General features: G+C 63.5%; 16 protein-coding genes. 12 read left to right on the top strand and 4 right to left on the bottom strand.

All coding sequences use genetic code 11. The annotated features are described in order from the left end of the window. Nucleotides 1-65: 65 nt before the first annotated feature. The 3 genes from E8E78_RS09825 to gap all read right to left on the bottom strand — a co-directional run bounded on the left by E8E78_RS09825 (nt 66) and on the right by gap (nt 2,822). Nucleotides 66-1,028, bottom strand: coding sequence for a FecR domain-containing protein (locus E8E78_RS09825; RefSeq protein WP_049277583.1), 963 nt, complete (start codon nt 1,026-1,028; stop codon nt 66-68). 88 nt (nt 1,029-1,116) lie between these two features. Next, a complete protein-coding gene (locus tag E8E78_RS09820) occupies nt 1,117-1,629 on the bottom strand; it encodes a sigma-70 family RNA polymerase sigma factor (protein WP_003255059.1) in 513 nt (170 codons plus the stop codon). Nucleotides 1,630-1,820: 191 nt separating this feature from the next. After that, nucleotides 1,821-2,822 carry a type I glyceraldehyde-3-phosphate dehydrogenase gene (gene gap / locus E8E78_RS09815; RefSeq protein ID WP_049277581.1) on the bottom strand — a complete coding sequence of 334 codons (1,002 nt, stop codon included), beginning with the start codon at nt 2,820-2,822 and terminating at the stop codon, nt 1,821-1,823. Nucleotides 2,823-3,086: 264 nt separating this feature from the next. Here gap and edd point away from each other — a divergent pair, with 264 nt between their 5' ends. The 10 genes from edd to E8E78_RS09765 all read left to right on the top strand — a co-directional run bounded on the left by edd (nt 3,087) and on the right by E8E78_RS09765 (nt 15,001). After that, a complete protein-coding gene (gene edd, locus E8E78_RS09810; protein WP_280312135.1) occupies nt 3,087-4,913 on the top strand; it encodes a phosphogluconate dehydratase in 1,827 nt (608 codons plus the stop codon). Then, nucleotides 4,910-5,872, top strand: a complete 963-nt coding sequence (locus E8E78_RS09805; protein WP_049277579.1) for a glucokinase — start codon at nt 4,910-4,912, stop codon at nt 5,870-5,872. Before edd ends, E8E78_RS09805 begins: the two co-directional genes overlap by 4 nt. 129 nt (nt 5,873-6,001) lie before the next feature. Beyond that, nucleotides 6,002-6,727: a two-component system response regulator GltR gene (gene gltR, locus E8E78_RS09800; RefSeq protein ID WP_043196841.1), complete on the top strand. Its 726-nt coding sequence runs from the start codon at nt 6,002-6,004 to the stop codon at nt 6,725-6,727. Then, on the top strand, nt 6,708-8,162 hold the full coding sequence (locus tag E8E78_RS09795; RefSeq protein ID WP_280312134.1) for an ATP-binding protein: 1,455 nt from the start codon (nt 6,708-6,710) through the stop codon (nt 8,160-8,162). The genes gltR and E8E78_RS09795 overlap by 20 nt, the downstream gene beginning before the upstream one ends. Nucleotides 8,163-8,307: 145 nt before the next feature. Further along, nucleotides 8,308-9,594 carry an ABC transporter substrate-binding protein gene (locus E8E78_RS09790; RefSeq protein ID WP_049275728.1) on the top strand — a complete coding sequence of 429 codons (1,287 nt, stop codon included), beginning with the start codon at nt 8,308-8,310 and terminating at the stop codon, nt 9,592-9,594. Nucleotides 9,595-9,739: 145 nt separating this feature from the next. Next, the gene (locus E8E78_RS09785) at nt 9,740-10,648 is read left to right on the top strand and encodes a sugar ABC transporter permease (RefSeq protein WP_003255050.1); all 909 of its coding nucleotides are present in this window, start codon (nt 9,740-9,742) and stop codon (nt 10,646-10,648) included. Beyond that, a complete protein-coding gene (locus tag E8E78_RS09780) occupies nt 10,641-11,486 on the top strand; it encodes a carbohydrate ABC transporter permease (protein WP_280312133.1) in 846 nt (281 codons plus the stop codon). The genes E8E78_RS09785 and E8E78_RS09780 overlap by 8 nt, the downstream gene beginning before the upstream one ends. Before the next feature lie 3 nt (nt 11,487-11,489). After that, nucleotides 11,490-12,644 (top strand): sn-glycerol-3-phosphate ABC transporter ATP-binding protein UgpC, encoded by a 1,155-nt coding sequence (ugpC, locus tag E8E78_RS09775; RefSeq protein ID WP_274138300.1) that lies wholly within the window; start codon nt 11,490-11,492, stop codon nt 12,642-12,644. A gap of 41 nt (nt 12,645-12,685) precedes the next feature. Continuing rightward, complete coding sequence (locus E8E78_RS09770) at nt 12,686-14,029, top strand: carbohydrate porin (RefSeq protein WP_016501279.1); 1,344 nt, start codon at nt 12,686-12,688, stop codon at nt 14,027-14,029. A gap of 117 nt (nt 14,030-14,146) precedes the next feature. Beyond that, the gene (locus E8E78_RS09765) at nt 14,147-15,001 is read left to right on the top strand and encodes a D-hexose-6-phosphate mutarotase (RefSeq protein WP_043196831.1); all 855 of its coding nucleotides are present in this window, start codon (nt 14,147-14,149) and stop codon (nt 14,999-15,001) included. On the opposite strand, the gene hexR is transcribed toward E8E78_RS09765, so the two are convergent. Beyond that, nucleotides 14,994-15,857 (bottom strand): DNA-binding transcriptional regulator HexR, encoded by an 864-nt coding sequence (hexR, locus tag E8E78_RS09760; protein ID WP_169725179.1) that lies wholly within the window; start codon nt 15,855-15,857, stop codon nt 14,994-14,996. The genes E8E78_RS09765 and hexR overlap by 8 nt on opposite strands. A 211-nt stretch (nt 15,858-16,068) precedes the next feature. Between hexR and zwf the strand changes: the two genes are divergently transcribed. Then, nucleotides 16,069-17,538 (top strand): glucose-6-phosphate dehydrogenase, encoded by a 1,470-nt coding sequence (zwf, locus tag E8E78_RS09755; protein WP_280312130.1) that lies wholly within the window; start codon nt 16,069-16,071, stop codon nt 17,536-17,538. Then, nucleotides 17,525-18,238, top strand: coding sequence for a 6-phosphogluconolactonase (pgl, locus tag E8E78_RS09750; protein WP_197864814.1), 714 nt, complete (start codon nt 17,525-17,527; stop codon nt 18,236-18,238). Before zwf ends, pgl begins: the two co-directional genes overlap by 14 nt. Nucleotides 18,239-18,254: the final 16 nt, after the last annotated feature.

Below are 18,254 nucleotides of genomic sequence, written 5' to 3'. Positions count from 1 at the left end.
AATCAGTTGCATTGGCTATAACGAGACGGGCGGGGCAGGGCGATCGCGTAAAAATAATTTCGGGGTCAGTTAAGAATCACCACCGCAGGGTACTCATGCAGCTGTGCCGAGGTGATATGGGCCAGTGCGCGCAGGGTTTCCAACGGCTGGTCGAGGCGGTAGTTGCCGGTGACTGCAACGTCTTCGAGCTGGGCATTGCGGTTGATGATCCAGCCGGGATAGTAGCGCCGCACTTCAGCCAGCACCTGGCTCAGCGGGCAATTCTCGAACACCAGGCGGCCGTCGACCCAGGCCAGGTCCTTTTGCATGTCGGCGCGTTGGCGCTGGCCGAAGCCCTGCGGGCCCACGCTGATGCTGTCGCCGGCACTCAGGCGGATGCGCTGGTCGCGTGCCCCTTGCAGGTCGACATCGCCGCGTTGCACCCGCACCTGAGCCTCGCCATCGAGGTAGCGCACGGCAAAGTCGGTATCGCGCACCTGTGCGCGCAACGGCCCGGCCTCTACCTCAAGCGGCAGCAGTGCGCCCTCGGGTATCTGGAAGTAGGCCTCACCCTGTAGCAGGCGAGCAACCTGGCGGCCGTCCCGGCGGTCGCTGGCAAATGCCGAATTGGTGTTGAGCAGCACTTTTGCACCGTCTTCCAGTTGCAGGCGCTGGCGCTCGCCCACCACGGTCAGGTGGTCGGCCTGCAGGCGGGTAGGCAGGTTGCCGACGGTGAACAGCCCGACCAGCAACACTGCAGCGGTGGCCAGGGGTTTCCAGTGGCTGCGCAGGCGCCCGCGCCACGAGCGGCGTTGCTGCTGGTGCATCTGCGTGGCCGCCTGGTGCAACGGCATACCGTTCCACAGTGCTTCTGCCTCGACATAGGCCTCGGCGTTTTCTGGCGCGGCACTCAGCCAGGCTTCAAAGGCCTGGGTGTCTGCGGCATCGGCGCATTGCAGGCGCACCAGCCAGTCCAGCGCCTCGTCCATGGCACGAGCACGGGCACTAGGCCCGGCAGGTGACGGGCGAGGGGCAGGGCTGTCGGTCACGGTGAATCCTTGAATGGTTTTTTGCGAATGATCAAGGCTAAGACGGGGTGTGGCAAGGGCTTTGCGTCGCCGTTCGCCTGCGGTCAGCTTACTTGAGGCGTTCGGCAACACCCATGCAGATCGCCATGATCAGTTTCAGTTCCTTTTGCACCGTACTGGGCGAAACACTGAGTTGTTCGGCGATTTCCAGGTAGGTGGCGCCGTGCAGGCGGCTGAGGATGAAAATGCGCTGCTGGCGTTCACTCAGCTGGTTGAGGCTGACGCTCAGGTGCTTGAGCAGCTGCTCGGCGTGGGCGGCATCCTCGCTGCTGGTGGCGGGTGCGGCCACGCTGTGCAGCACTTCGTCGGGTACGTCGTCGACCAGCATGCGTGCCTGCACCCGGCGTGCGCGCAGGTGGTCCAGTGCCAGGTTGCGCGCGGTCTGGAACACGAACGGCTCGATGTGCTCGATGGGCCGCTCGCCCAGGGCGCGGGACACACGCAGGTAGGTTTCCTGCAGCAGGTCTTCGGCCGTGCTGGGGTTGCCAACCATGCGCTGCAAGGTACGCAACAGGGTGAGGCGCTGGACGAGGAAGACGGAGTTGAACCGGGACTGACTCACGGGGGGACCTGGCCGACGAAAGGTTAATGATAATGCTTATCATCCGTGCCGTTGGTCAAGTGTGGATGTGTTAGGAAATGGTAAAGATTGTGAGGCTGCAGGCGCTTGGCGGAGGATTTTCTGTGCATTTGAGATCGAGCGCCGCCCGCGCGGCGCTCGATCTCATAGGCGGTGAAGATGCTGTGTCCGGCTCAACGGGCCTGGCACAACGCCAGGCAGTTATCCAGCATGCGGTTGCTGAACGCCCACTCGTTGTCATACCACGCCAGCACCTTGAGCATGCGCCCGTTGGCCCGGGTATGGTTGGCATCGAAAATCGACGACAGCGGGTTGTGGTTGAAATCGCAGGAAACCAATGGCAACGCGTTGTAGCCCAATACCTTGGAATGCTGGCTGGCTTCGAGGAACAGTTGGTTGACCTGCTCGGCCGTGGCCTCGCGCTTGAGGTTGACGGTGAGGTCCACCAGCGACACGTTGATCACCGGCACCCGCACTGCCATGCCGGTCAGCTTGCCGGCCAGCTCCGGCAGCACCAGGCCTACGGCCTCGGCGGCGCCGGTCTTGCTGGGGATCATCGACTGGGTGGCCGAGCGCGCCCGGTACGGGTCGCTGTGGTACATGTCGGTCAGCACCTGGTCATTGGTGTAGGCGTGAATGGTGGTCATCAGGCCTTGCTCGATGCCGAACTCGCGGTGCAGCACCTGGGCGATCGGTGCCAGGCAGTTGGTGGTGCAGGAGGCGTTGGAAATGACCTGGTGCGAGGCCCGCAGGATGTCATGGTTTACCCCGTACACCACGGTGGCATCGGCACCTTTGGCCGGCGCCGAGACAATTACCTTGCCCGCCCCTGCCGCAAGGTGTGCAGCGGCCTTGGCGCGGTCGGTGAACAGCCCTGTGCACTCGAACACCACGTCGATCGCCTCGGCCTTCCAGGGCAGTTCGGCCGGGTTGCGGATGGCACTGACCGCGATACGGTCACCATTGACCGTCAGGCTTTCGTGGTCGGCCTCGACCGTGGCGTCGAACGTGCCGTGCACGCTGTCGAACTTGAGCAGGTGAGCATTCATGGCGCTGTCGCCCAGGTCGTTGATGGCGACGACCTGCAGGTCCTGGCGGTAGCCTTGGGTATACAGTGCGCGCAGGACGTTGCGACCGATGCGGCCGAATCCATTGATGGCGATGCGTAGGGTCATGGCAGTACCTCTGGCAGTCCGAGTGAAACCTGTGGCAAAAAGGAGCTTCACTGAAACGGTTTTGTTGTTGGAATTACAAGATTATTCACTAGCCGATAGAAAACAACCCTTTTTAGTGGCAGTATTTTGTTTAAACATACAACGAGTGGTTGGGCGATGCGCCTCCACCGATGCAGCAGGCTCCTTTGCTTGAGCCTAGGCCGCAATCGTTTGGAGGGGAAATGCCCGGTAAACCGCCCTTACAATTAGCCTGGAGTCCAGTACATGCATCCGCGCATCCTTGAGGTCACCCAGCGGCTGATCGAACGCAGCCGAGCCACCCGCGAACGCTACATGCAGCTGATTCGCGGCGCGGCCGGTGAAGGCCCCATGCGTGCCAGCCTGCAATGCGCCAACTTCGCCCATGGCGTGGCCGGCTGTGGCAGCGAGGACAAGCAGACTCTGCGCCTGATGAACGCGGCCAACGTGGCTATCGTCTCGGCCTACAACGACATGTTGTCTGCCCACCAGCCGTACCTGCACTTCCCCGAGCAGATCAAGCAGGCACTGCGCGAGGTCGGTTCGGTCGGGCAGTTCGCGGGGGGCGTGCCGGCCATGTGCGACGGCGTGACCCAGGGTGAGCCTGGCATGGAGCTGGCCATCGCCAGCCGCGAAGTCATCGCCATGTCCACGGCCGTAGCGCTGTCGCACAACATGTTCGATGCCGCGCTGATGCTGGGCATCTGCGACAAGATCGTCCCAGGCCTGATGATGGGCGCGCTGCGCTTCGGCCACCTGCCGACCATCTTTGTCCCGGGCGGGCCGATGGTGTCCGGCATCTCCAACAAGCAGAAGGCCGATGTGCGCCAGCGTTATGCCGAAGGCAAGGCCAGCCGTGAAGAGCTGCTGGAGTCGGAGATGAACTCCTATCACAGCCCAGGTACCTGCACCTTCTACGGCACCGCCAATACCAACCAGCTGGTGATGGAAGTGATGGGCCTGCACCTGCCGGGCGCCTCGTTCGTCAACCCGTACACGCCGCTGCGCGACGCCCTCACCGCCGAGGCCGCGCAGCAGGTCACGCGCATGACCAAGGCCAGCGGCAGTTTCATGCCATTGGGCGAAATCGTCGACGAGAAGGCACTGGTCAATTCGATTGTCGCCCTGCACGCCACGGGCGGCTCGACCAACCACACCCTGCATATCCCGGCGATCGCCCAGGCGGCAGGTATCCAGCTGACCTGGCAGGACATGGCCGACCTCTCCGAGGTGGTGCCAACCCTGTCCCACGTCTACCCCAACGGCAAGGCCGACATCAACCACTTCCAGGCCGCCGGTGGCATGGCCTTCCTGATTCGCGAGCTGCTGGATGCCGGGCTGCTGCACGAAGACGTCAACACCGTGGCTGGCCACGGCCTGCGCCGCTATACCCAGGAGCCGTTCCTCGACAATGGCAAGCTGGTGTGGCGCGAGGGCCCGCAACAGAGCCTGGACGAAAGCATCCTGCGCCCGGTGGCGCGGCCGTTCTCGGCCGAAGGCGGCCTGCGAGTGATGGAAGGCAACCTGGGCCGTGGCGTGATGAAGGTGTCTGCTGTCGCCCCCGAGCACCAGGTGGTCGAAGCCCCGGCGCGCGTGTTCCAGGACCAGCAGTCGCTGGCCGATGCGTTCAAGGCCGGCGAGCTGGAACGCGACTTTGTCGCCGTGGTGCGCTTCCAGGGCCCGCGCTGCAACGGCATGCCTGAATTACACAAGCTCACACCCTTCCTCGGTGTGCTGCAGGACCGTGGCTACAAAGTGGCGCTGGTCACCGACGGGCGCATGTCCGGTGCCTCGGGCAAGATCCCGGCGGCCATCCACGTTTGCCCCGAGGCGTATGACGGCGGCCCGCTGGCGCGGGTGCGCGATGGTGATATCGTGAGGGTCGATGGCGTCGAAGGCACATTGCGGGTCATGGTGTCGGCCGAAGAACTGGCCAGCCGCGACCTGCCGCCGGCCCCCCAGGGCAATGACCTGGGCTGCGGGCGCGAGCTGTTCGGCTTCATGCGCATGGCGTTCAGCCCGGCAGAACAGGGCGCGAGTGCCTTCACCTCAGCCCTGGAGAACCTCAAATGAAGGACCTGCTGGTTGGTGACATTGGTGGCACCAATGCCCGTTTTGCGTTGTGGCGTGACAACCAGCTGCATGAGGTAAAAGTCTTCGCCACTGCGGACTACACCAGCCCGGAGCAGGCTATCGAGGCTTATCTCGAAGGCCAAGGTATCGCCCGCGGCGGCTTGGCGGCTGTATGCCTGGCGGTAGCAGGGCCGGTCGATGGCGATGAATTTCGCTTTACCAACAACCATTGGCGCCTTAGCCGTACGGCTTTCTGCAAGACCTTGCAGGTTGAGCGGCTGTTGCTGATCAACGATTTCACCGCCATGGCGCTGGGCATGACCCGCCTGCGCGAAGGGGAGTTTCGCGAGGTGTGCCCTGGTCAGGCTGACCCGTCGCGGCCAGCGTTGGTGATCGGGCCAGGTACTGGCCTTGGCGTGGGTTCGCTGCTGCGTCTGGGCGAACAGCACTGGCAGGCCTTGCCGGGGGAGGGCGGCCATGTCGACCTGCCGGTGGGCAATGCCCGCGAAGCGGCAATCCACCAACAGATCCACGGGCAGATCGGCCATGTCAGTGCCGAGACCGTGCTCAGTGGCGGTGGCCTGGTGCGGCTTTACCAGGCAATTTGTGCGCTGGATGGCGACATACCCAGGCACAAGACCCCGGCGCAGATTACTGACGCAGCGCTGGGCGGCGAGCCACGGGCGCTGGCGGTGGTCGAGCAGTTCTGTCGGTTTCTTGGGCGCGTGGCGGGTAACAATGTGCTGACCCTGGGCGCGCGGGGTGGAGTCTATATTGTCGGCGGTGTGATTCCGCGTTTTGCCGAACTGTTCCTGCGTAGCGGCTTTGCCGCGAGTTTTGCCGACAAGGGCTGCATGAGTGGTTACTTCGCCGGTGTGCCGGTGTGGCTGGTAACGGCGGAGTTTTCCGGCTTGCTGGGGGCCGGTGTGGCCCTGCAGCAGGCCTTGGACCACAGATAAATGTAAGGGGCCGCTGATCGTTCCGGCACAGCACGGTCCCGGTAGGAGCGGCCTTGTGCCGCGATGGGGCGCGAAGCGGCCCCAATAACAGGCAACCAAGACCTGTAACTAACAAGAGGAAGGACCACCTTGAGCACTGCCGGCAAATCGATCCTCATGGTCGACGACGACCAGGAAATCCGCGAACTGCTGCAAACCTACCTAAGTCGCTCCGGCTTCCAGGTGCATGCCGAAGCCGATGGAAAAGGCTTTCGTCACGCGCTGGAAACCACCCCCTGCGACCTGGTCATCCTCGACGTCATGCTGCCCGACGAAGACGGCTTCAGCCTGTGCCGCTGGGTGCGCCAGCACCCGCGCCAGGCACGGGTGCCGATCATCATGCTCACCGCCAGCTCCGACGAAGCCGACCGGGTCATTGGCCTGGAGCTGGGCGCCGACGACTACCTGGGCAAACCCTTCAGCCCTCGGGAACTGCAAGCAAGGATCAAGGCCCTGCTGCGCCGCGCCGAATTCGGCCAGTCGGCGCCGGGCAGTGCGGTGCTGGCTTTCGACGACTGGCGCCTGGACACGGTCAGCCACCGTCTGTTCCACCACGACGGCGAAGAGGTGATTCTGTCCGGCGCCGACTTCGCCCTGCTCAAACTGTTCCTCGACCATCCGCAGCAGATTCTCGACCGCGACACCATAGGCAACGCCACCCGTGGCCGCGAGCCGATGCCGCTGGACCGCATCGTCGACATGGCGGTCAGCCGCCTGCGCCAGCGCCTGCGCGATACCGACAAGCCCCCGCGGCTGATCCGTACGGTGCGTGGCAGCGGCTACCTGTTGGCGGCGCATGTCTGCAGTGCGCCCTGAGCGGCGCTGGCGGCTGCTGCCGCGCTCGCTGCTGGGGCGCATGCTGCTGCTCACCCTGTTGGTAGTGCTGCTGGCCCAAGGCTTGTCGAGCATCATCTGGGTGGCCCAGTTGCGTGCCAGCCAGCTGCAGGGCCTGCGCGCCAGCGCCAGCAGCCTGGCCCATTCCATGAGCGCCAGCGTCAGTTACTTCCGCTCGCTGCCGGTGGCCTATCGGCCGATGGTGCTCGACCAGTTGCGCAGCATGGGCGGCACGCGGTTTTTCGTCTCGCTCAACGCCAAGCCGCTCGACATGCCCGTGCTGCCCATCACCCCACGCAAGCAGGCGGTGATCGATGTATTCCAGCAGGTACTGCATGAGCGACTGGGCTCGCAGATGGATATTTCCGTTGAGTTCGTCGCGCCCGACGATCTGCGCATTTTCAACAGCGGCCTGAAACTCGACGAGCTGCCACGCTCCTGGGCGCATTACTCACTGACCCTGGAGCCGCTCAACCCGCCGGTGCTGGTGACGCAGATCCGCCTGGGCGAGGGCGAGTGGCTGTACATCGCCTCGTTGCTGCCTGAGCCCTATACCAGCCTTGAGGCCGAACGCCTGCCACGCCAGCAGATCGGTTTCATCGTGCTCACCACCGCCTTGCTGCTGTTGTTCATCGGTTTGCTGGTGCACTGGCAGAGCTGGCCGCTCAAGCGCCTGGCGCGCGCTGCGCGGGAGATGTCGCTGGGCGCCTATGTGGCGCCGGTGGCGGAAGGTGGTGGTAGCGAAGTGGTCGAAGTAAGCCGGGCGTTCAACAGCATGCGTGAGCGCATCAGCCGCTACCTGACCGAACGCAGCCAGCTGTTCAGCGCCATCTCCCACGACTTGCGCACGCCGATCACCCGCCTGCGCCTGCGTGTCGAACTGCTGGAGGACGAGCGCCTGCAGGCCAAGTTCAGCCAGGACCTGGACGAGCTGGAGCTGCTGGTGAAAGGTGCGCTGCAGTGCGTGAAGGACACCGATATCCACGAGAACATAGAGCCGGTCGACCTCAACCAGGTGCTGGAAATTCTGGCAGAGCCTTATCTGCGTGATGGCCGGATCACGGTCGAAGGCCGGGCGCAGGCGCCTTACCCAGGCAAGCCACTGGCGCTGCGGCGCTGCATCGGCAACCTGATCGACAACGCCATCAAGTACGGCGAGCAGGCGCGGCTGCGCATCATCGACAGTGCCGAGGGCTTTGTGCTGCAGGTGGACGACCAGGGGCCGGGCGTCCCGCAGCAGCAGCTGGAGCAAGTGTTCGAGCCGCATTTTCGGCTGGCCGGACAGCAGCAGGGCTATGGGCTGGGGTTGGGTATCGCGCGCAACATTGCCCATAGCCATGGGGGCGAGGTGAGCTTGCTGAACCTCAGGCAGGGTGGCTTGCGGGTGACTTTGCACCTGCCGCGGGGCATGGAGTGAAGCGTTGTGTTGCCTGCGCGGGCAATGTAACCAAACGATGACATTCACGCATCGCTTCGTTACCTGGCGGGGTGGGCACGCTGTTTAGACTCCATGCAACGCAAGCGACCGACTTGCACGGCATAACAACAAGAAAGGTGCTTCGATGAATCCCACGCTCCGTCTCGCTGCCGCAATTTCCCTGGCTTCCTTACTCCCGCTCAGTGCCCAGGCTGCCGAAGCCAAAGGCAGTGTCGAGGTGGTGCACTGGTGGACCTCCGGTGGTGAAAAAGCGGCTGTCGATGTGCTCAAGGCCCAGGTCGAGAAAGACGGCTTTACCTGGAAGGATGGCGCCGTCGCTGGCGGTGGCGGTGCCACGGCCATGACCGTGCTCAAGAGCCGCGCGGTAGCCGGCAACCCGCCGGGTGTCGCACAGATCAAAGGGCCAGACATTCAGGATTGGGCGGCCACCGGCCTGCTCGACGGCGATGTGCTCAAGGATGTGGCCAAGGAGGAAAAGTGGGACGCATTGCTCGACAAGAAGGTCGCCGACACCGTGAAGTACGACGGTGACTATGTCGCCGTGCCGGTAAACATCCACCGTACCAATTGGCTGTGGATCAACCCCGAGGCCTTCAAGAAAGCTGGCATCGACAAGGCGCCTGCCACCCTCGACGAATTTTACGCTGCTGCCGACAAACTCAAGGCCGCCGGTTTCATCCCGCTCGCCCACGGCGGCCAGCCGTGGCAGGACAGCACCGTGTTCGAAAGCGTGGTGCTGTCGGTGATGGGCGCCGAGGGCTACAAGAAGGCCATGGTCGATCTCGACAACGCCGCCCTGACCGGCCCAGACATGGTCAAGGCGCTGACCGAACTGAAAAAGGTCGCCACCTACACGGACCCGGATGGCAAAGGCCAGGACTGGAACCTGGAAGCGGCCAAGGTCATCAACGGCAAGGCCGGTATGCAGATCATGGGCGACTGGGCCAAGAGCGAATGGACCTTGGCCAAGAAAACCGCCGGCAAGGATTACCAGTGCGTGCCGTTCCCCGGTACCGAAAACGCCTTCCTCTACAACATCGACTCGCTGGTGGTGTTCAAGCAGAACAACGCCGGCACGTCTGCCGGCCAGCAGGACATTGCCCGCAAAGTGCTGGGCCAGGACTTCCAGAAGGTCTTCAGCAGCAACAAGGGGTCGATCCCGGTGCGTAACGACATGCTTGCCGACATGGGCAAGTATGGCTTCGATGCCTGCGCGCAGGCGTCGGCCAGGGACTTCCTGGCCGACGCCAAGAATGGCGGCTTGCAGCCGAGCATGGCGCACAACATGGCCACCACGCTGGCTGTGCAGGGCGCGTTCTTCGATGTAGTGACCAACTACATCAACGACCCCAAGGCCGACCCGGCCGATGCGGCGAAGAAGCTGGCGGCGGCGATCAAGGCTGCCCAGTAAAGCTGCCAATCATCCTGTAGGAGCAGCCTTGTGCTGCGAAAGGGCCGGGATGGCTTGAGGCATTGCTGTGCCTGCAATGGCCTGTTCGCAGCACAAGGCTGCTCCTACAGAAGTGCGTGCCGTTTCTGAAACGGGGATCTGAACCATGACCACGACTACCGCCCAACTGCGGGCCTCACCCCTGGACGCGCTTCAGCGCTGGCTGCCCAAGCTGGTGCTGGCCCCCAGCATGTTCATCGTCCTGGTGGGCTTCTACGGCTACATCCTCTGGACCTTCGTGCTGTCCTTCACCACCTCGACGTTCCTGCCCACCTACAAATGGGCCGGCCTTGCGCAATACGCGCGGCTGTTCGACAACGACCGCTGGTGGGTGGCAAGCAAGAACCTGCTGCTGTTCGGTGGTCTGTTCATCGCCATCAGCCTGGCCATCGGCGTGTTGCTGGCGGTGCTGCTGGACCAGCGCATCCGCCGTGAGGGCTTCATCCGCACCATTTACCTGTACCCCATGGCGCTGTCGATGATCGTTACCGGCACCGCCTGGAAGTGGCTGCTCAACCCCGGCATGGGCCTGGACAAGTTGTTGCGCGACTGGGGCTGGGAGGGCTTTCGGCTGGACTGGCTGATCGACCCCGACCGGGTAGTGTATTGCCTGGTGATCGCTGCCGTGTGGCAGGCGTCGGGCTTCATCATGGCAATGTTCCTGGCCGGCCTGCGCGGGGTCGACCCGTCGATCATCCGTGCGGCGCAGATGGATGGCGCCAGCCTGCCGCGCATCTACTGGACCGTGGTGCTGCCCAGCCTGCGCCCGGTGTTCTTCAGTGCACTGATGATCCTTTCGCACATTGCCATCAAGAGCTTCGACCTGGTGGCGGCGATGACCGCTGGCGGCCCGGGCTACTCGTCCGACCTGCCGGCAATGTTCATGTACTCGTTCACCTTCAGCCGCGGCCAGATGGGCATGGGCTCGGCCAGCGCCATCCTCATGCTCGGGGCGATCCTGGCGATCCTCGTGCCGTACCTGTACTCGGAGCTGCGGAGCAAGCGCCATGCATAGCCCTGTCGACAAACCCGCGCTCAGCCTGAGCCGTATCGCCATCCACGCGGTGTTGCTGAGCGCTGTGCTGCTGTACCTGGTGCCGCTGGTGGTGATGCTGCTGACCAGCTTCAAGACCCCTGAAGATATCAGCACCGGCAACCTGCTGAGCTGGCCGGCGGTGATTACCGGCATTGGCTGGGTCAAGGCCTGGGGCACGGTCAGCGGTTACTTCTGGAACTCGATCATGATCACCGTGCCAGCGATGCTGATCTCCACCACCATTGGCGCGCTGAACGGCTATGTGCTGTCGATGTGGCGCTTCCGTGGTTCGCAGCTGTTCTTCGGCCTGCTGCTGTTCGGCTGCTTCCTGCCATTCCAGACCGTGCTGCTGCCGGCCTCGTTCACCCTCGGCAAGCTGGGCCTGGCCAGCACTACCGGCGGCCTGGTGCTGGTGCACGTGGTCTACGGCCTGGCCTTCACCACGCTGTTTTTCCGCAACTTCTACGTGAGCATCCCTGATGCGCTGGTCAAGGCCGCGCGCCTGGACGGGGCCGGGTTCTTCACCATCTTCCGGCGCATCATCCTGCCGATGTCCACGCCGATCATCATGGTCTGCCTGATCTGGCAGTTCACCCAGATCTGGAACGACTTCCTGTTCGGCGTGGTGTTTTCCAGCGGTGATTCGCAACCGATCACCGTGGCCTTGAACAACCTGGTCAACACCAGCACCGGAGCCAAGGAATACAACGTCGACATGGCGGCAGCGATGATCGCCGGCCTGCCAACCCTGCTGGTCTATGTGGTTGCAGGCAAATATTTCGTGCGCGGGCTGACGGCCGGCGCGGTAAAGGGGTAAGTCATGGCAACGCTCGAACTTCGCAATGTGAACAAGACCTACGGCAGCGGCCTGCCGGACACCCTCAAGGACATCCAGCTGTCGATCAAAGATGGCGAGTTCCTGATCCTGGTCGGCCCCTCTGGCTGTGGCAAATCCACCCTGATGAACTGCATCGCCGGCCTGGAGCAAATCACCGGCGGTGCGATCCTCATCGACGAGCAGGACGTCAGCGGCATGAGCCCCAAGGACCGTGACATCGCCATGGTGTTCCAGTCCTACGCGCTGTACCCGACGATGAGCGTGCGCGAGAACATCGAATTTGGCCTGAAGATCCGCAAGATGCCGCAGGCGGCCATCGATGAAGAAGTGACGCGGGTCGCCAAGCTGCTGCAGATCGAGCACCTGCTGGCGCGCAAGCCGGCACAGCTGTCCGGTGGCCAGCAACAACGGGTAGCCATGGGCCGCGCGCTGGCGCGGCGGCCAAAGATCTACCTGTTCGATGAGCCGCTGTCCAACCTCGATGCCAAGCTTCGGGTCGAGATGCGCACCGAAATGAAACTGATGCATCAGCGCCTGAAGACCACCACCGTTTACGTCACCCATGACCAGATTGAGGCCATGACCCTGGGTGACAAGGTGGCGGTGATGAAGGACGGCATCATCCAGCAGTTCGGCACCCCGCAGCAGATCTACAACGACCCGGCCAACCAGTTTGTCGCCAGCTTCATCGGTTCGCCGCCGATGAACTTCATTCCGGTGCGCCTGGCCAGGCAGGACGGCCGCTTGCTGGCGCTGCTCGACAGCGGCCAGGCGCGCTGCGAGTTGCCCCTGGGGCTGGCAGCTGACGAACTGGATGGCCGCGAGATCATCCTGGGCATCCGCCCTGAGCAGATCGCCCTGGGCGCTGTGCAGGGCAATGGCTTGCCGGGTATTCGCGCCGAGGTGCAGGTTACCGAACCTACCGGGCCCGACTTGCTGGTGTTTGTCACCCTCAACCAGACCAAGGTGTGCTGCCGCCTTGCGCCGGATGTGGCGTGCAGCGTGGGTGACACCCTCAACCTGCAATTCGACCCGGCCCGGGTGCTGCTGTTCGACGCCGACAGTGGCGAGCGCATACGCTTGGCCAGCACTGTCGCAACCGCAAAGGACAACGTGGCTCACTTGAAGGGCCGTTGACTCGTCTACACCATCAATAAGAAAAAAGAGGACGCAAAGGGATGGAACAGCGCAAACGTATCAGGACATTGGGCTCGCTGGCTTTGCTCGCCGTTGTCGGCAGCAGCGGCGTGCAGGCTGCCGAGGCTTTTTCCAGCGAATCGAAATGGATGACCGGGGATTGGGGCGGCACTCGTACCGAGTTGCTGGAGAAGGGCTACGACTTCACCCTCGACTACGTCGGGGAGGTGGCCGGCAACCTGCACGGTGGCTACAACGACGACAAGACTGCACGCTACAGCGACCAGTTTGCCCTTGGTGCACACCTGGACCTGCAGAAGATCTTCGGGTGGCACGATGCCGAGTTCAAGCTGGCGATCACCGAGCGCAGCGGCCGCAACCTGTCCAACGACCGCATCAGCGACCCGCGCGCCGGGCAGTTCAGCTCGGTGCAGGAGGTGTGGGGCCGCGGCCAGACCTGGCGCCTGACTCAGATGTGGATCAAGCAAAAGTACTTCGACGGCGCGCTGGACGTGAAATTCGGCCGCTTTGGCGAGGGCGAGGACTTCAACAGCTTCCCGTGCGACTTCCAGAACCTGGCCTTCTGCGGCTCGCAAGTAGGCAACTGGGTGGGCGGCATCTGGTACAACTGGCCGGTCAGCCAGTGGGCGCTGCGAGTGAAGTACAACATCACCCCGGAATTCTTCGTGCAGGTCGGCGCCTTCGAGCAGAACCCCTCCAACCTGGAAACCGGTAATGGCTTCAAGCTCAGCGGCAGCGGCACCAAGGGGGCAATCCTGCCGGTGGAGGCGGTGTGGTCGCCCAAGGTCAACGGCCTGCCGGGGGAGTACCGCCTGGGTTACTACTACAGCACAGCCAAGGCCGACGATGTGTTCGACGACGTCAACGGCAACCCGCAGGCGCTGACTGGCGGGGCATTCAAGTCGCATTCCAGCAAGCACGGTTGGTGGGTAGTGGCGCAGCAGCAGGTCACCGCCCAAGGTGGCGACGTCAACCGCGGCCTCAGCCTGTTCGCCAACTTCACCGTGCACGACAAGGCCACCAACGTGGTCGACAACTACCAGCAGGTGGGGCTGGTCTACAAAGGCGCCTTCGACGCCCGACCCAAGGATGACATCGGCTTCGGTGTGGCGCGTATTCATGTGAATGACGACGTGAAGAAACGCGCCGAACTGCTCAATGCCCAGAGTGGTATCAACGATTACGACAACCCGGGCTTCGTTCCGCTGCAACGCACCGAGTACAACGCCGAGCTCTACTACGGCTTCCACGTCACCAACTGGCTGACCGTACGGCCCAACCTGCAGTACATCAAGAGCCCGGGCGGGGTGGACGAAGTGGACAACGCGCTGGTCGCGGGCTTGAAGATTCAGTCGTCATTCTGAGGGCATTTGTTGTAAATTTACGCCAATCCCTTTTCGGTTCCCGGCACCCACTGGCCTGCAGTGGTTGTCGGGGATAGGCCGAGACAGCGCTATCTCAAACAACAAGAGCTCTGAACCATGCCCGAACATCCGCTCCATCGCTTCTTTTCCTCGCAGCGGCCAAGGCCGACATTCGAGTGGGAGCGTTACCAGCAGCGCGATGTGCTGATCATCGATCACCCCCGTTGCCAGGCGGTATTCAGCCGACAGGGCGCGCAGCTGCTGCACTTTCAGCCGGCAGGTGAACGGCCTTGGCTGTGGTGCGCCGAGCAGTGGCCGCAGGTGGGGGCGATCCGTGGCGGCGTGCCGGTGTGCTGGCCGTGGTATGGCCGTCACCCCAGTGAGGACCTGTGGCCGGCCCATGGCTGGGCGCGCCTGCTGGACTGGAAGCTGGTGGACAGCCGCGAAGACGAGGAGGGCGTGACCTTGAAGTGGCGCCTGGACCTGTGCGACTGGCAGGTCGACCTGCACGCAAGGCTGGGCAGCCGTATGGAGCTGAGCCTGAGCACCGAGCACCAGGACAGCGAACCCTGCCAGTTGAGCCATGCGCTCCTGGCGTACTGGCGTATCAGCGACGTGTCCGAGATAGCGCTGTCCGGGTTGGAGGATATCGAAGGTTACGACCGCCTCAACCGCCAGGCCTGCCGTGAAGAGGGCGCGCTGAAGCTCAAGGGCGGCTGTCAGAAGGTTTACCCCGGCACGCCGAGGGTGCAGCTGCAGGACCCGGCCTGGCAGCGCGAGCTGTGCATCGATACTGGCGACAGCGACGACACCGTAGTCTGGCACCCGGGTAACCGGCCGCTGATGGGCGTAACTGGCCGTGAAAGCCAGCGCTTTGTCTGCGTCGAGGCCGCCAGCGGCAGTGGCGAGGGCCTGAGCCTGGCGCCGGGGCAGCGTGCCCACCTGCGCCTGCAGGCGCACCGGCTCAGTTGAGTTCGTCGTCCTCGATCGGGTAGCGGCTGGCGTTCAGGCTTTCCTTGATCTTGCGCAGGTGCGGCTGGAAGTCGACGCCGCGGCGCAGGGTCATGCCAGTGGCCAGCACATCGAGCACGGTCAGCTGGATGATCCGCGAGGTCATCGGCATGTAGATGTCGGTGTCTTCCGGCAACGGGATGTGCAGGCTCAGGCTGCAGGCGTTGGCCAGCGGCGAGCCTGCGGCGGTCAGGCCCAGCACCGAGGCGCCGTTTTCACGGGCCAGGCGGGCCACTTCGACCAGCTCGCGGGTGCGCCCGGTGTAGGAAATGATCACGAACAGGTCGCCGGTGTGGGCTACCGAGGCCAGCATGCGCTGCATCAGTACATCGGCGTGGGCCGACACCGCCAGGTTGAAGCGGAAGAACTTGTGCTGGGCGTCCAGGGCCACCGGGGCCGAGGCGCCCAGGCCGAAGAAGTGGATCTGCCGGGCCTGGATCATCATGTCCACGGCGCGGCTGACCTGCTGCGGGTCCAGTTGCTGGCAGGCGCCGTCGAGCGAGGCGATGGCACTGGCGAAGATCTTCTGGGTGTAGGCTGCCGGGTCATCGTCGGCCTCTACCGCGCGGCTGACGTAGGCGGCGCCGCTGGCCAGGCTCTGTGCCAGTTGCAGCTTGAGTTCGGGGTAGCCGCTGACGCCAAACGAGCGGCAGAAGCGGTTGACGGTCGGTTCGCTGACCTTGGCCGCCTGGGCCAGCGCAGCAATGCTGAAGCGGGTGGCTTGTTGCGGGTTGAGCAGGATGACTTCGGCGACTTTGCGTTCGGCCTTGTTCAGCTCGTCGAGGCGTCCCTGGATCTGCTCCAGGAGGTTTCGCACGCGGTCCATGGGTGTGTCCTTGGGTCGGGAAGACAGCCGGCTGACGAAGCAGCAGGCTTTTTGCACGGTCGTCTATCGTACTGTCGGTGCGGGTGGCGCACCACTTGTCTGTAATACTTGTGTGCAATGTTGTGGTTTTTACTACATTATCCCTTGAAAACCGTATTCGAAAGCGGTATTCCTAGACCAACTTTAGGAAAGAACCTACATCATGGCTGCGATCAGTGTCGATCCTTGCACGTTTGCCCTGTTTGGCGCCCTTGGCGACCTGGCGTTGCGCAAGCTGTTTCCTGCGCTCTACCAGCTCGACCGGGCCAACCTGCTGCACCCGGACACCCGCCTGCTGGCGCTGGCCCGCGAGGCAGGCAGCGCGCAGGAGCACCTGAACAGCATCGAAGCCCACCTGCGCCGGCATGTGCCCGAGGCCGATATCGAGCCTGCTGCATTGGGCCGCTTCCTGGCCCGGTTGAGCTACCAGCACCTGGACTTCCTGCAACCTGAGGGTTACCGGGCCCTGGCCGAGCAGTTGCCGGGCGACCTGCCGCTGATCGCCTACTTCGCCACGGCGGCAGCGGTGTACGGGGCCATCTGCGAAAACCTCGACAACGCCGGGCTGGCCCCGCGTACCCGGGTGGTGCTGGAGAAGCCCATCGGCCACGACCTGGAGTCGTCGCGACGGGTCAACGATGCCGTGGCGCGGTTCTTCCCCGAAAACCGGGTGTACCGTATCGACCACTATCTGGGCAAGGAGACGGTGCAGAACCTGATTGCCCTGCGCTTCGCCAATAGCCTGTTCGAAACCCAGTGGAACCAGAATTCCATCTCCCACGTGGAGATCACCGTTGCCGAGAAAGTCGGTATCGAAGGCCGCTGGGGCTACTTCGACAAGGCCGGCCAATTGCGCGACATGATCCAGAACCATCTGCTGCAGTTGCTGTGCCTGATCGCCATGGACCCGCCCAGCGAGCTGTCCGCCGATGCCATTCGTGACGAGAAGGTGAAGGTGCTAAAGGCCCTGGCGCCGATCACGGGCGAGGGTTTGAGCACCCAAGTGGTGCGTGGTCAGTATATTGCCGGCTACAGCGAGGGCAAGCCGGTACCTGGCTACCTGGAAGAGGACAACGCCAACGCCCGCAGCGACACCGAAACCTTCGTCTCCCTGCGTGCCGATATCCGCAACTGGCGCTGGTCGGGCGTGCCGTTCTACCTGCGTACTGGCAAGCGCATGCCGCAGAAGCTGTCGCAGATCGTCATCCACTTCAAGGAAACGCCGCACTACATTTTCGCCCCGGAACAGCGTTTGCAAATCGGTAACAAGCTGATCATTCGCCTGCAACCGGACGAAGGCATTTCTTTACGGGTGATGACCAAGGAGCAGGGCCTGGACAAAGGCATGCAATTGCGCAGCGGCCCGTTGCAGCTCAATTTTTCTGACACCTGGCGCAGTACGCGGATTCCGGATGCCTACGAGCGCCTGTTGCTCGAAGTGATGCGTGGCAACCAGAACCTGTTCGTGCGCAAGGACGAAATCGAATATGCCTGGAAGTGGTGCGACCAGTTGATCGCCGGCTGGCGTAATGCGGGCGATGCGCCCAAGCCTTACGCGGCGGGCTCCTGGGGGCCGATGAGCTCGATTGCATTGATTACACGCGATGGGAGGGCGTGGTATGGGGATATCTGAACTGAAATTGCCGGCGGCCGTGAAGGTTCACGAGCTGGCCGACGCCAAGACGCTGGCTGCAACCCTGGCCCATGATGTGGCCGAGCGCCTTCGTGCAGCCATTGCTGCCAAGGGCCAGGCCTGCGTGGTGCTGTCTGGTGGCCGCAGCCCGGTGCCATTCCTTGAGAAGCTGGCCAGTGAGCCCCTGGACTGGGCCAAGGTTACCGTCAGCCTGGCCGATGAGCGCTGGGTGCCGGTGGAGCATGCTGACAGCAACGCTGGCCTGTTGGCCCGCCATCTGCTCACGGGTGCGGCGGCCAAGGCCCGCTTTGTTGGCCTGTACCAGCAGGCGGAAAACCTTGATGCCGCTGCGCTCAAGGCCGACCAGGCCTTGACCGGGCTGCCGCCGATCGACGTGCTGGTGCTGGGCATGGGTGACGATGGCCATACCGCCTCGCTGTTCCCCGCCAGCCCCAACCTGGAAGCAGGCCTGGACCTGGCCAGCACGCGTCGCTGCCTGCCGTTGCTGGCGCCGAGCGTGCCGCACCAGCGCCTTTCGATGACCCGCTCGCTGCTGGCCAGCGCCGCCTTCCTCGCGCTGTCCGTGCAAGGGCCGGGCAAACTCGCTACCCTGCGCGCCGCGCTGGCTGGCAACGACCTTACTGAAATGCCGATTCGCGCTTTTCTTCACGACCCCCTGGACATCTACTGGTGCCCATGAGCCAAGGATCCACTGT

It is taken from the genome of Pseudomonas sp. BN505 (assembly GCF_029873175.1).
Lineage (GTDB): Bacteria > Pseudomonadota > Gammaproteobacteria > Pseudomonadales > Pseudomonadaceae > Aquipseudomonas > Aquipseudomonas putida.
Note: the sequence above shows the minus strand (reverse complement) of the source record. Positions and strands in the feature narration are given on the sequence as shown.

What these genes read in the sequence shown, in the direction of transcription:
- gap (WP_049277581.1), bottom strand. Translation starts at nt 2,822, where the DNA reads ATGACCCTACGCATCGCCATCAATGGATTCGGCCGCATCGGTCGCAAC.
- edd (WP_280312135.1), top strand. Translation starts at nt 3,087, where the DNA reads ATGCATCCGCGCATCCTTGAGGTCACCCAGCGGCTGATCGAACGCAGC.
- E8E78_RS09805 (WP_049277579.1), top strand. Translation starts at nt 4,910, where the DNA reads ATGAAGGACCTGCTGGTTGGTGACATTGGTGGCACCAATGCCCGTTTT.
- E8E78_RS09795 (WP_280312134.1), top strand. Translation starts at nt 6,708, where the DNA reads ATGTCTGCAGTGCGCCCTGAGCGGCGCTGGCGGCTGCTGCCGCGCTCG.
- E8E78_RS09790 (WP_049275728.1), top strand. Translation starts at nt 8,308, where the DNA reads ATGAATCCCACGCTCCGTCTCGCTGCCGCAATTTCCCTGGCTTCCTTA.
- E8E78_RS09785 (WP_003255050.1), top strand. Translation starts at nt 9,740, where the DNA reads ATGACCACGACTACCGCCCAACTGCGGGCCTCACCCCTGGACGCGCTT.
- E8E78_RS09780 (WP_280312133.1), top strand. Translation starts at nt 10,641, where the DNA reads ATGCATAGCCCTGTCGACAAACCCGCGCTCAGCCTGAGCCGTATCGCC.
- ugpC (WP_274138300.1), top strand. Translation starts at nt 11,490, where the DNA reads ATGGCAACGCTCGAACTTCGCAATGTGAACAAGACCTACGGCAGCGGC.
- E8E78_RS09770 (WP_016501279.1), top strand. Translation starts at nt 12,686, where the DNA reads ATGGAACAGCGCAAACGTATCAGGACATTGGGCTCGCTGGCTTTGCTC.
- E8E78_RS09765 (WP_043196831.1), top strand. Translation starts at nt 14,147, where the DNA reads ATGCCCGAACATCCGCTCCATCGCTTCTTTTCCTCGCAGCGGCCAAGG.
- zwf (WP_280312130.1), top strand. Translation starts at nt 16,069, where the DNA reads ATGGCTGCGATCAGTGTCGATCCTTGCACGTTTGCCCTGTTTGGCGCC.
- pgl (WP_197864814.1), top strand. Translation starts at nt 17,525, where the DNA reads ATGGGGATATCTGAACTGAAATTGCCGGCGGCCGTGAAGGTTCACGAG.